Below are 12,156 nucleotides of genomic sequence, written 5' to 3' on the forward strand. Positions count from 1 at the left end.
CATGATGGCTGCAGCAGTAAGCCCCGAGCGCCACGATACCGTCGCCCTGGCCTGGACCAAGGCGGCCATCCTCGATTGCCTGGGCCAGGCACGCCAGGCCCTTGAGCGCTTTGCCGGGGAGACGGACGATTTGTCCATGCTGGCGTTCGTGGTGGATAACCTGCACCAGGTTCACGGCTGCCTGCGCATGCTCGAACTGCGCGGTGCCACGCGCCTGGCCGAAGAGCTGGAGTTGCTGGCCAGGGCCTTGGCCGAGGGCCAGGTCAGCCCCCGCGGCGACTGCCTGGGCCCGCTGTTCCGCGGCCTTGAGCAACTGCCCTCGTACCTGGAGCGGCTGCGCGGAGCGCGGCATGACTTGCCGTTGGTCATGCTGCCGCTGCTTAACCAGTTGCGGGCTTGCAGGGGGGTAGAGCCCTTGGCTCAAGGCAGCCTGGTCAGTGGTGCGGCGCAGCGCTTTGCAGGCTCGGACGACCTGGCCAATCTAGACCTGTCGCTGGGCAATTGGCGTGAGCAGGTTCAGGCAGGGCCTGGGCGTGACGCCCTGCGTTCGGTGATCAGCGCATTGTGCGACGACCTGATGCGTATCAAGGAGCGTCTGGACCAGTTCGTACGCGGGGATCGTCAGCACAGCGAACAGCTGGACGCCCTGTTGGCCCCCTTGCGTCACGTGGCCGATACCCTTGCGGTCCTGGGCTTTCAGCAGCCTCGGCGGGTCATCATCGATCAGGTACTGGCCCTGCAGGCGTTGGCCCAGGGTGAACGCGTGGCGGATGACGCCGCACTCATGGATGTGGCGGGCGCCTTGTTGTATGTGGAGGCGAGCCTCAATGGCATGGTCGGCCCGCTGGAGCAGGGCGGGCAGGGCGGCTTGCCCGGCTCGGACCTGGCCGAGATTCGCCAACTGGTGTTGAACGAGTCGCTGAACGTGTTGCAGCAGGCCAAAGACCTGATCGGAGATTGCCTGGAGTCCGGTTGGCCGCGTCAGCGCCTGCAACCACTGCCGGGGTTGCTGCAGCAAGTGCGAGGGGCGTTGGCGATGCTGATGCTGCCGGCAGCTGCCGAAGTCTTGGCCGGTTGTGCAGGTTACGTGCACGGCTGGTTGCAGCACCTGGACGTCGAGCCGCCGCCGGAGGAGCTTGACCACCTGGCCGATGCCCTCAGCGCCAGTGAGTGTTACCTGCAATGGCGGGTGGCCGACCCTCTTGCCGATGCCCAACCTTTCCTCGACAGGGCGCGCGCCAGCCTGGCGGCGCTCGGTGTGCGATGCTCGCTTGGCGTCATTGCCCAGGACGGCAGTACCGACGGGGTTGATGACGAGTTGCGCGAGGTTTTCCTTGAAGAGGCCGGCGAGCTGCTGCCACAGATCGAGCGGCACTGGTTGCGCTGGCGCGCTGATAACAGCCTGCGGGATGCCTTGCTGGAGGTGCGCCGGGACTTGCATACGCTCAAAGGCAGTGGCCGGATGGTCCATGCCCAGGCGGTCGCCGAATTGGCCTGGGGCGGTGAGCACCTGCTCAACCGGGTTCTGGAAGGGCGTATGGCGCTGGCCCCGGAGGGTGTGGTGGCCCTGCAGCAGGTCGTGGTTCATTTGCCCGACCTGCTGGCTGACTTTGCCGCCGGCCAGATGCCACAGGTGACCGAGATCGAGCAGCTGGCGAGCCATCTGCATGCGCTGGCGGAAAACGATTCGCCGGCAGGTGCCGAAATCGATGGCCTCGATCCGCTGTTGCTGGACATATTCCGCAATGAAGTGCAGGGCCATCTGGCCAGCCTGGAGGCATTTCTGCAGGGCGCCGGGGGCCATGACACCGATGTCAGCGACACCCTGCAACGCGCCTTGCATACCCTCAAGGGTAGCGCTGCGATGGCCGGCGTTTTGCCGATCGCCGAGCTGGCCACCGCGTTCGACCGGCTGGTACGCGAATACCGGGGCCACCACTTGCCTTTGCAAATGGCCGAACTGGAATGGCTGGAAGCGGCGCGCGCACTGTTGCACCTGGGCCTCGCGCAATTGGGCAGCAGCCCGCTGGCTCCCATTCCGGGCGCGGCGCAGTTGATCGAGCAGGTCGGTGAGGCCGTGGACATGCGCTTGGCCAGCTTGCATGAGGAGCCGCAGCATGGGCGCCGGGGCAAGCGTGATCCACAGGTGATCGCCAGCTTCCTCGCCCAGTCGATGGACATTCTGCTGGATGCCGAGGCCCTGTTGTCGCGCTGGCAGGAGCAGCCTGGGCAACGCCAGTCGCTGGACAGCTTGCTCGATGAGCTGACCACCCTCTGTCACGGTGCGCACCTGGCCGACCTGAGGCAGATGGACGATGTCTGCGAAGCGTTGCTGGACCTGTATGGCGCGGTGGAAGAGGGCAGCCTTGCTGCTGATGAACGCTTCTTCGCCCAGGCACGGCAAGCCCATGGGGTACTTCTCGACATGCTCGACGAGATCGCTGCCGGCCAGGAACCGTCCGCCCGCCCAGCCTGCATCGACGGCTTGCGTGGCTTGCTGGACGACGCACTGGCACCCGATGCTACCGGCCTGGTGGCACCCGGGTCGGTCACGCGCCTTGATGGTCCCCCGGCGTTGGCCGAAGAGGCCGAAAACCCGGGCGACAAGGAGCTGCTTGAAGTCTTCCTCGAAGAAAGCTCTGACATTGTTGAAAGTGCCGCCGCCGCGCTTGCGCGCTGGCAGGCCGACCCGCGCAACAGCGCCGAGGTGGACAACCTGCTGCGTGATTTGCACACGCTCAAGGGCGGGGCGCGCATGGTGGAAATCGCCGCCATCGGCGACCTGGCCCACGAACTGGAGTTCTTGTACGAACTGCTGGCTGCCGGGCGCTTGCCGCCTGGTGCCCCGTTGTTCGCCCTGTTGCAGAACTGCCATGACCGCCTGGCGCACATGCTTGACGCCGTGCGCCTGGGGCAGCCGCTGCATGCGGCTACCGCGTTGATCGACTACATCCGCAACTTCAGCAGCGCCGCCCTGACCGACAGCGCTGCCGGGCAGGCCCCGGCCGGGGCTGCACCTGCCGACGCACCTGCCGCTACGCCGGAGCGGGCCCCCGGTGACCTGGTCAAGGTGGACGCCGAACTGCTCGATGACCTGGGCAACCTGGCGGGTGAGCACTCGGTCATCCGTGGGCGTATCGAGCAACAGGTCAATGACGCCCAGTTCGCCTTGAGCGAGATGGAAACCACCCTGGAGCGCATGCGCGACCAGTTGCTGCGCCTGGATATGGAAACCCAAGGGCGAATCAGCAGCCGTCAGCCGTTCGAAGGGGACGCCTACGAGGATTTCGACCCGCTGGAAATGGACCGCCATTCCCAGCTGCAGCAATTGTCACGGGCGTTGTTCGAATCGGCTTCTGACCTGCTTGACCTGAAAGAGACGTTGGCCCAGCGCGCGCAGGAGGCGCAGGCCCTGTTGCAGCAGCAGGCGAGGGTGAACAGCCAGTTGCAGGAAGGCCTCACCGCTACGTTGATGGTGCCGTTCGAGCGCCTGGTGCCGCGCCTGCAGAGGGTGGTGCGCCAAGTGGCCAGCGAGTTGGGCAAGCAGGTCGAACTGGTGGTCGGCAATGCCGAAGGTGAGCTTGATCGCAGTGTGCTCGAACGTATGGTTGCACCTTTGGAGCACATGCTGCGCAATGCTGTCGATCATGGCCTTGAAACCCGTGAAGCGCGCTTGGCTGCCGGCAAGCCTGAGCTGGGCACCATCCAGCTGAATTTGCTCCATGAGGGGGCCGATATCGTCATCGAGATGACCGACGACGGTGCCGGCGTGCCGCTGGAGGCTGTGCGGCGCAAGGCGATCAAGCGTGGCCTGCTGGACCCCCAGGCACACCTGAGCGACCACGAGATACTGCAGTTCATCTTGCGCCCGGGGTTTTCCACCGCAGAGAAGATCACCCAGATTTCCGGGCGTGGGCTGGGCATGGACGTGGTGCACGAAGAGGTCAAGCAACTGGGCGGCTCGATGAGTATCGAGTCGGCGCAGGGCAAAGGTGCGCGCTTTCTGATTCGCCTGCCGTTCACCGTGTCGATCAACCGTGCGGTGATGGTCCACCTGGGTGAGGAGCAATATGCCATCCCGCTCAACACCATCGAAGGTATCGTGCGCGTGCCGCCGGCCGAGCTGGCTCTCTGTTACCAGCGGGATGTGCCGCGCTATGGCTATGCTGGCCATGAATACGATTTGCGCTACCTGGGCGAGCTGCTGCAAGGCCTGCCACGGCCAAGCCTTCTGGGCCAGAGCGTGCCATTGCCGGTGTTGCTGGTGCATTCGCAGGAACAGTCGTTCGCCATTCAGGTCGATAGCCTGTCGCCGAGCCGCGAGATTGTGGTGAAGAGCCTGGGCCCGCAGTTCGCCGCCGTGCCTGGGTTGTCTGGCGCGACCCTGCTCGGTGATGGTCGGGTGGTACTGATTCTTGATCTGCTTGGCCAGTTGCGCGGCCAACAGCGTCGCCTGGCGCGGCTGCCGGGGGGTAGCGGGGTGCAGCGTACGCTGTTCGGCCCGGCGCCGCGCCGGGCGTCGCTGGTGATGGTGGTGGACGATTCGGTGACCGTGCGCAAGGTCACCAGCCGCCTGCTGGAGCGCCATGGCATGAGTGTGCTGACGGCCAAGGACGGTGTCGATGCCATGGCGTTGCTGGAGGAGCACCGCCCGGATGTGTTGCTGCTGGACATCGAAATGCCGCGCATGGATGGCTTTGAAGTGGCCACCCGCATTCGTCGCGACGAGCGCCTCAAAGACCTGCCGATCATCATGATCACCTCGCGCACCGGGCAGAAACACCGCGACCGGGCCATGGCCATCGGCGTCAACGACTACCTGGGCAAGCCGTATCAGGAGTCGGTGCTGCTGCAGAGTATCGCCCATTGGAGCCAAACCCATGCTTGAGTTGATCGCAGGCCAGCGCAGCAGCCTGACCGGCCTGCTGTTGCCCTTGGGCGACCGAACCCTGGTGTTGCCCAATGTGGCGGTGGCCGAGCTGATCGGCCAGCGCAACCTGGTGTGCCAGCGTGCCGAGCCGGCCTGGCACCTGGGGTGGATCGATTGGCGCCAGCAGCACCTGCCGCTGATCGGCTTCGAGGCAGCGTGCGGTGATGAAACTCCCTGCGGCGAGCGGGCGCGTATCGTGGTGCTGAACGCTTTGGGCGATACCGGGCTGCGATATCTGGCGGTGTTGCTGCAGGACATTCCACGCTCGTGCAAGCTCGACAGCCAGCTCAATTATGTGGATGTGGCGCTGGGTAGCCTGGAATTGGCGGCTGTGCAGGTGGGCGAGCAGGTGGCACGGGTGCCAGACTTGGTTGGGCTGGAAAGGCTGGTGCGTGACGCGCAGTTGCAATGACTGAAGTTGTAAGCTTGCAGCTTGAACCTTGCAGGTGCTTGGGAGGTCTGTGTTTGCATGTATCACGGTGAACGCTTCAACGCTTGGACCCATCTGGTCGGTGCCGTTCTGGCCTGCATCGGCGCCATCTGGCTGATCGTCGCTGCAGGCCTGCAGGGCGACCCCTGGAAGATCGTCAGCTTCTCCATCTACGGCGGCACGCTGTTGCTGCTCTACAGCATCTCGACCCTCTACCACAGCACCCGCGGCCGGGCGAAGGTGATCATGCGCAAGCTCGATCACCTGTCCATCTACCTGCTGATCGCCGGCAGCTACACACCCTTCTGCCTGGTGAGCCTGCGCGGGCCTTGGGGCTGGAGCCTGTTCGGGGTGGTCTGGGGGCTGGCGGTGATCGGCATGCTGCAGGAAATCAAGCCACGCTCGGAGGCGCGGGTCCTATCGATCATCATCTATGCGGTGATGGGGTGGATCGTGCTGGTGGCGGTCAAGCCGCTGCTGCAAAGCCTGGGCACCGCCGGCTTTGCCTGGTTGGCGGCGGGCGGTGTGTTTTACACCGTGGGCATCATTTTCTTCGCATTTGACAGCCGATTCCGCCACTGGCACGGCATCTGGCACCTGTTCGTCATCGCTGGCAGCCTGATGCACTTCGTGGCGGTATCGCTCTACGTGCGTTAAAAATCGCCCCACAGCTGTTGCGCCACCGAAAGGGCCACCACCGGCGCTGTTTCAGTGCGCAACACGCGTGGGCCAAGACGGGCAGCTTGGAAGCCTGCCCCCTTGGCCTGTTCGACTTCGGCATCGCTCAAACCACCCTCGGGGCCAATCAGGAACGCCAGGCGTGCCGGTTTGTCATGACTGGTCAGCGGCTCTGCAACAGGGTGCAAGACCAGTTTCAGGTCAGCATCGCTGCCCTTGATCCAGTCGGCCAAGGTCACCGGTGGGTGGATGATCGGCAGCGTCGAGCGGCCGCATTGCTCGCAGGCGCTGATCGCGACCTGGCGCCAGTGGGCGAGGCGCTTGTCGGCGCGCTCGTCTTTGAGGCGCACTTCGCAGCGTTCGCTGACGATCGGGGTGATTTCATTGGCGCCCAGTTCGGTGGCCTTCTGGATGGCCCAGTCCATGCGCTCGCCGCGGGAAAGGCCTTGGCCTAGATGAATGTGCAATGGCGACTCGGCCTGGCCGGCAACGGCCTGGTCGAGGCTGACGCGCACGGTCTTCTTGCCCACTTCGAGCAATTGGCCCAGGTATTCCTGGCCGCTGCCGTCGAACAGTTGCACGGCAGCGCCGGGGGCCATGCGCAGTACGCGGCCGATATAGTGGGCCTGGGCTTCGGGCAGGTCGTGCTCGCCGAGGCTCAGGGGGGCGTCGATGAAGAAGCGGGACAGTCTCATGGTTCTGCTCAGGAAGAAGGTTGGACATCGTCCTTGTAGGCGCGGCCTTGTGTCACCAAAGGGCCGCACAGTAGCTCCGGTCATTTGGCGGCGCTGCTGATCCTTGGGGCTGCTGTGCAGCCCGTTCGCGACACGAGGCCGCCCCTACAAGGCGTTGCGATTGCTGGTCGGTTAGCCCGGATCGCGGAAGTCGGGGTGGAAGTTTGCCGGTACCGCCACGCTGACGCTGTCTCGCGTGGCAATATCGATGCCTTCACTGGCCACCTCGGCAAGGAAGTCGATCTGCTCGGGCGTGATCACGTACGGCGGCAGGAAGTACACCACGCTGCCCAGCGGGCGCAGCAGGGCGCCGCGGGTCAGGGCATGCTCGAACACTTTCAGGCCGCGGCGCGCCTGCCACGGGTAGGCGACCTTGCCCGCCTTGTCCTGGACCATTTCGATCGCCAGGGCCATGCCGGTCTGGCGGATTTCGGCAACATGGGCATGATCGGCCAGGTGCGCAGTGGCGCTGGCCATGCGTGCGGACAACGCCTTGTTGGCCTCGATGACGTTGTCCTGTTCGAAGATGTCCAGGGTCGCCAGGGCCGCCGCGCAGGCCAGCGGGTTGCCGGTGTAGCTGTGCGAATGCAGGAACGCGCGCAGGGTCGGGTAGTCGTCGTAGAACGCCTGGTACACCGTGTCGGTGGTCAGGCACGCGGCCAGCGGCAGGTAGCCGCCGGTCAGCGCCTTGGACAGGCACAGGAAATCGGGGCGGATGCCAGCCTGCTCACAAGCGAACATCGTGCCGGTGCGCCCAAAGCCCACGGCAATTTCGTCGTGGATCAGGTGCACGCCATAGCGGTCGCAAGCCTCGCGCAGCAACTTGAGGTAGACCGGATGGTACATGCGCATGCCGCCTGCACCCTGGATCAACGGCTCGATTATTACCGCCGAGAGGGTTTCGTGGTGTTCGGCCAGCGTCTGTTCCATGGCTGCGAACATGTTGCGCGAATGTTCTTCCCAGCCCATGCCCTCGGGGCGCAGGTAGCAATCCGGGCTGGGGACTTTGATGGTATCGAGCAGCAGCGCCTTGTAGGTCTCGGTGAACAGCGGCACATCGCCCACCGACATGGCGGCGATGGTCTCGCCGTGGTAGCTGTTGGTCAGGGTGACGAAGCGCTTTTTTGCCGGCTTGCCGATGTTCTGCCAGTAATGGAAGCTCATTTTCAGCGCCACTTCGATGCACGATGAGCCATTGTCCGCATAGAACACTCGGTCCAGACCGGCAGGCGTCATCGCGACCAGGCGCTCGGACAGCTCGATCACCGGCTGGTGGCTGAAGCCCGCGAGGATCACATGCTCCAGCTGGTCGACCTGGTCCTTGATGCGCTGGTTGATGCGCGGGTTGGCGTGGCCAAACACATTGACCCACCAGCTACTGACCGCATCCAGGTAGCGCTTGCCTTCGAAGTCCTCGAGCCACACGCCTTCCCCGCGCTTGATCGGGATCAGCGCAAGCTGCTCGTGGTCTTTCATCTGGGTGCAGGGGTGCCACAAGACCTTCAGGTCACGCTGCATCCACTGATCATTGAGGCCCATTGGCACTTCTCCTGGCGTTACGGCATGTTTGACCGCGTAAGCCTAAGCAATGCCGGGAGGCAGGACAACCGCTGCGGGTCAATGACGACAGGTGCGGGTCCACTCGAGCTTGCGGATATGCACGGTGCCGGCTCTGGAGGTGGAGATGGTCAGGCGTCGAAACGGCCCGGGGAGGTGCTGGTAGCAGGGTTGAGTGCAGAAATGGCCAGGCATGAACTCGGTGTATCCGCTGCCCGAAAGCGTCAGCCAGTAAAAATTGTGCGGGGTCGGGGCAATCCCGTCCCAATCGAAGCCCTCGGTATCCATGAGCATTGTCACATCTTCGAAATGCTGGTCGCTGACGACGTAGCATTCCAGGCGTAGGCTTTCGACTTCCTGGCTGAAGCTGATTTCCACTTCACTCTGCTCGCCAATCACCAGCTCGGTGCCATCTTCACCTTTGAAGGCTTCATGAACACCGGCCCATGAAGTGCCATTGCTGCGGATACGCAAGCCTGAGGGCGTCAGTAACGTTTGTTTGTGCCACAGGAGCTGCCTTTTGATGTGGGCAAAATGCTCCTCATAGGTCATGCGCAGTTCCTTTTGTCGGTTTTTCCAGTCACCCGGACCAGCGTCGCGCAAGGGCAGCAGGCTCGTCTACTGACAAAAATGCCAGTTGCCAAAAGGACTTGATGGCGCTGTGGTGGCAGGGTCGGCATACCTGACGTATTCTTAACGCATCATCTCGGGGCGTCTTTGCCTCTTCCCATTTCTGTAACGTCAACTCGGAGTTCGCCATCATGGCTGCTGCTTGGGTGCGCCTGTGCGCGTTGGTATTGATCGGTGTGTCCAGCGGCGCCGCGCTGGCAAAGGACAAGACACCTTCGGCAATCGTGGTGGGTGGCGGCCTGGCAGGCCTGACTGCAGCCTACGAGCTGCAGAGCAAGGGGTGGCAGGTGACCTTGCTGGAAGCCAAGGCGGGCATGGGCGGCCGTTCGGGCCTGGCCACCAGTGAGTGGGTCGGCAACAGCAAGGCTCAGCCGGTGCTCAACCAGTACCTCGAGCGTTTCAAGCTTGAAACACTGCCCGCGCCTGAGTTCGTACGCACTCCCGGGTATCTGATCGACGGTGAGTACTTCAGCGCCAGCGACCTGGCTACCAGGCAGCCGGCTACCGCCCAAGCCCTCAAGCGCTACGAGAAGACCCTCGATGACCTGGCCCGTTCGATCGATGACCCGCTCAAGCCACAGGCGACCAGTACGCTGTTCGCCCTCGACCAGATGAACGTTTCCACCTGGCTCGACAAGCTGCAGTTGCCCAGCACTGCACGGCAGCTGATCAACCAGCAGATCCGTACCCGCTACGATGAACCGTCGCGTCTCTCACTGCTTTACTTCGCCCAGCAGAGCCGTGTCTACCGCGGCGTCAGCGACCGTGACCTGCGTGCCGCCCGCTTGCCTGGTGGCAGCCCGGTACTGGCCCAGGCTTTCGTCAAGCAGCTGAAAACCATCAAGACCAGCTCGCCAGTCACCTCCATCGTCCAGGACCGCAGCGGGGTCACTGTCAAGGTTGGCAGCGCCAGCTACCAGGCCGATTACCTGGTCATGGCCGTACCGCTGCGTGCCCTGGCCAAGATCCAGATCACTCCGGCCCTGGACACCCAGCACGTCGCGGCGCTGAGGGGCACCAACTATGGTTGGCGCGATCAGCTGCTGCTCAAATTCAAGCAGCCAGTCTGGGAAAGCCGCGCGCGCATGTCTGGCGAAATCTTCAGCAACGCAGGCCTTGGCATGCTATGGATCGAGCCAGCACTCAAAGGTGGCGCCAACGTGGTGATCAACCTGTCGGGTGACAACGCCCGTCTGCTACAGGCCTTCGGTGACAAACAGATGGTCGACCAGGTATTGATCCGCCTGCATGCCTTCTATCCAAAGGCCCGTGGCGCGTTCACCGGTTATGAGGTCAAGCGCTACAGCGCCGACGCCGGGACTGGCGGTGCTTACCTGGCTTTTGGCCCCGGGCAGATCAGCAAGTACTGGCGCCTGTGGGAGCGCCCGGTGCAACGCATTGCATTTGCCGGTGAGCACACCGACGCGCTGTACCCAGGCACCCTCGAAGGTGCCCTGCGCAGTGGCCAGCGTGCCGCCAGCCAGGTGCAGGACCTGCTGGCCGGCAAGTCGTTCGACCCTGTAAAAGCTGCCCCGGTAGCGGCAACTGCTGGGTCGCAGAAGGACAAAGGTGGGTTCTTCTCCAACATGTTTGGTGGGTCATCCGACAAAGAAGACAACGCCGAAAAGGCACCTGCCAAAGCCGAGCCGGTGAAGGCCGAGGAGGCGCGGGTGGACAAGCCTGGTTTCTTCTCGCGGCTGTTCGGCAGCGCTGGCAAGCCCGAAGCCAAGGCTGCTCCGGCGCCTGTCGAGGCAAAAAAGGCCCCAGCCAAATCGGAGCCTGAAACACAGGCCGTTACCCACTCCCAGGCCAAGGCTGGCTGATGGGTGATCGCCTGGCCCTGTCACCGTCAAGCGGACGGCAGGGCCAGGGCTGACAACCTGGAATTACCCGCTATCGTTAATGTTTCCTTAATAGCCAACTCGGACAATTACTATCGGATTTATCGATAATCCAAAGCAATTTTTTGTGCTTTTATTCGATACGTTACGCGTTAGTCTGTGCATAGCTTTCACGGGGAAACACGGCATCATGCAACTGCGCAATTCACCCTCTCGCTATGGCGTGGTCAGCATCCTCCTGCACTGGGGCGTTGCGCTGGCGGTCTTTGGTCTTTTCGGTCTTGGTCTGTGGATGGTCGGTCTCGATTATTACAGCCCTTGGCGCAAGGCAGGCCCGGACCTGCACAAGAGCATCGGCCTGGTGCTGCTGGCTGTCATGCTTGTGCGTGTGCTGTGGCGCTTCATCAGCCCACCGCCGCCGGCGCCTGCCAGCCACGGGGCATTTACCCGCCTGGCCGCCAGGTTGGGGCATTTGGCGCTGTACACAGGCCTGTTCGCGGTGATGATCGCCGGCTACCTGATCTCTACCGCCGACGGTGTCGGTATTCCGGTATTTGGCTTGTTTGAAGTACCTGCCCTTGTCAGTGACCTGCCTGATCAGGCAGACCTGGCCGGCGTTATTCATTTGTGGCTGGCGTGGGGCCTGGTGATTTTCGCCGCGCTGCATGCCCTGGCTGCCCTGAAGCACCATTACATCGACCGTGACGCGACCCTGGTTCGCATGCTGGGCCGCAAAGCTTGACTCTCAACCTCAATTGCAAGGAACTGAAAGGATGTTGAAAAAGACTTTTGCCGCTCTGGCGCTCGGTACCGCTCTGCTCAGTGCTGGTCAGGCCATGGCCGCCGAGTACAAGATCGACAAGGAAGGCCAGCACGCGTTCGTCGACTGGAAAATCAGCCACCTGGGCTACAGCTTCATTCACGGTACCTTCAAGGACTTCGACGGCAACTTCACTTGGGATAGCGCCAAGCCTGAAGCCAGCAAGATCAGCGTCGACCTGAAAACCGCCAGCCTGTGGTCGAATCACGCCGAGCGCGACAAGCATATCGCCAGCGCTGACTTCCTGGACGTGAAGAAGTACCCGGAAGCGAAATTCGTTTCCACTGCCGTCAAATCGACCGGCGAAAAGACTGCAGACGTGACCGGTGACCTGACACTGCATGGTGTGACCAAGCCTGTGACCTTCAAGGCCACCTTCAACGGTGAGGGCAAGGACCCATGGGGCGGTGAGCGTGCTGGCTTCAACGCTACCACCACGCTGAACCTGAACGACTTCGGTATCAAGGGCCCTGGCGCAACCTCGCAGACCCTGGACCTGGACATCAGCGTCGAAGGTGTGAAGCAGAAGTGATCGT

Annotated in this window: 9 protein-coding genes; 6 read left to right on the forward strand and 3 right to left on the reverse strand. The window is 63.0% G+C overall.

Annotation, left to right across the window (positions count from 1 at the left end; translation table 11 throughout):
* Nucleotides 1-4 precede the first annotated feature (4 nt).
* The 3 genes from JOE27_RS18790 to JOE27_RS18800 are packed head-to-tail and all read left to right on the forward strand — an operon-like array spanning nucleotide 5 to nucleotide 6,017.
* Nucleotides 5-4,888: an Hpt domain-containing protein gene (locus JOE27_RS18790; RefSeq protein ID WP_204919444.1), complete on the forward strand. Its 4,884-nt coding sequence runs from the start codon at nucleotides 5-7 to the stop codon at nucleotides 4,886-4,888.
* Nucleotides 4,881-5,342, forward strand: coding sequence for a chemotaxis protein CheW (locus tag JOE27_RS18795; RefSeq protein WP_204919447.1), 462 nt, complete (start codon nucleotides 4,881-4,883; stop codon nucleotides 5,340-5,342). Before JOE27_RS18790 ends, JOE27_RS18795 begins: the two co-directional genes overlap by 8 nt.
* 57 nt (nucleotides 5,343-5,399) lie before the next feature.
* Nucleotides 5,400-6,017, forward strand: coding sequence for a hemolysin III family protein (locus tag JOE27_RS18800; RefSeq protein ID WP_125923465.1), 618 nt, complete (start codon nucleotides 5,400-5,402; stop codon nucleotides 6,015-6,017).
* On the opposite strand, the gene JOE27_RS18805 is transcribed toward JOE27_RS18800, so the two are convergent.
* The 3 genes from JOE27_RS18805 to JOE27_RS18815 all read right to left on the reverse strand — a co-directional run bounded on the left by JOE27_RS18805 (nucleotide 6,014) and on the right by JOE27_RS18815 (nucleotide 8,881).
* Nucleotides 6,014-6,733, reverse strand: coding sequence for a 16S rRNA (uracil(1498)-N(3))-methyltransferase (locus tag JOE27_RS18805; protein ID WP_046785030.1), 720 nt, complete (start codon nucleotides 6,731-6,733; stop codon nucleotides 6,014-6,016). The genes JOE27_RS18800 and JOE27_RS18805 overlap by 4 nt on opposite strands.
* A gap of 171 nt (nucleotides 6,734-6,904) precedes the next feature.
* Nucleotides 6,905-8,311, reverse strand: coding sequence for an adenosylmethionine--8-amino-7-oxononanoate transaminase (locus JOE27_RS18810; protein ID WP_204919449.1), 1,407 nt, complete (start codon nucleotides 8,309-8,311; stop codon nucleotides 6,905-6,907).
* A 78-nt stretch (nucleotides 8,312-8,389) separates the two neighbouring features.
* Nucleotides 8,390-8,881 (reverse strand): hypothetical protein, encoded by a 492-nt coding sequence (locus tag JOE27_RS18815; protein WP_115273422.1) that lies wholly within the window; start codon nucleotides 8,879-8,881, stop codon nucleotides 8,390-8,392.
* Nucleotides 8,882-9,090: 209 nt separating this feature from the next.
* Between JOE27_RS18815 and JOE27_RS18820 the strand changes: the two genes are divergently transcribed.
* The 3 genes from JOE27_RS18820 to JOE27_RS18830 all read left to right on the forward strand — a co-directional run bounded on the left by JOE27_RS18820 (nucleotide 9,091) and on the right by JOE27_RS18830 (nucleotide 12,152).
* Nucleotides 9,091-10,782 carry a flavin monoamine oxidase family protein gene (locus JOE27_RS18820; protein WP_115273423.1) on the forward strand — a complete coding sequence of 564 codons (1,692 nt, stop codon included), beginning with the start codon at nucleotides 9,091-9,093 and terminating at the stop codon, nucleotides 10,780-10,782.
* A gap of 208 nt (nucleotides 10,783-10,990) precedes the next feature.
* Entirely contained in the window at nucleotides 10,991-11,542 is a 552-nt protein-coding gene (locus tag JOE27_RS18825) for a cytochrome b (protein ID WP_046785034.1), read from the forward strand.
* Between the two features lie 31 nt (nucleotides 11,543-11,573).
* Entirely contained in the window at nucleotides 11,574-12,152 is a 579-nt protein-coding gene (locus JOE27_RS18830) for a YceI family protein (protein WP_012312426.1), read from the forward strand.
* Nucleotides 12,153-12,156: the final 4 nt, after the last annotated feature.

The organism is Pseudomonas sp. M5 (assembly GCF_016907075.1).
GTDB classification, from domain to species: Bacteria; Pseudomonadota; Gammaproteobacteria; order Pseudomonadales; family Pseudomonadaceae; genus Aquipseudomonas; species Aquipseudomonas putida_E.

What these genes read in the sequence shown, in the direction of transcription:
- JOE27_RS18790 (WP_204919444.1), top strand. Translation starts at nt 5, where the DNA reads ATGGCTGCAGCAGTAAGCCCCGAGCGCCACGATACCGTCGCCCTGGCC.
- JOE27_RS18795 (WP_204919447.1), top strand. Translation starts at nt 4,881, where the DNA reads ATGCTTGAGTTGATCGCAGGCCAGCGCAGCAGCCTGACCGGCCTGCTG.
- JOE27_RS18800 (WP_125923465.1), top strand. Translation starts at nt 5,400, where the DNA reads ATGTATCACGGTGAACGCTTCAACGCTTGGACCCATCTGGTCGGTGCC.
- JOE27_RS18805 (WP_046785030.1), bottom strand. Translation starts at nt 6,733, where the DNA reads ATGAGACTGTCCCGCTTCTTCATCGACGCCCCCCTGAGCCTCGGCGAG.
- JOE27_RS18810 (WP_204919449.1), bottom strand. Translation starts at nt 8,311, where the DNA reads ATGGGCCTCAATGATCAGTGGATGCAGCGTGACCTGAAGGTCTTGTGG.
- JOE27_RS18815 (WP_115273422.1), bottom strand. Translation starts at nt 8,881, where the DNA reads ATGACCTATGAGGAGCATTTTGCCCACATCAAAAGGCAGCTCCTGTGG.
- JOE27_RS18820 (WP_115273423.1), top strand. Translation starts at nt 9,091, where the DNA reads ATGGCTGCTGCTTGGGTGCGCCTGTGCGCGTTGGTATTGATCGGTGTG.
- JOE27_RS18825 (WP_046785034.1), top strand. Translation starts at nt 10,991, where the DNA reads ATGCAACTGCGCAATTCACCCTCTCGCTATGGCGTGGTCAGCATCCTC.
- JOE27_RS18830 (WP_012312426.1), top strand. Translation starts at nt 11,574, where the DNA reads ATGTTGAAAAAGACTTTTGCCGCTCTGGCGCTCGGTACCGCTCTGCTC.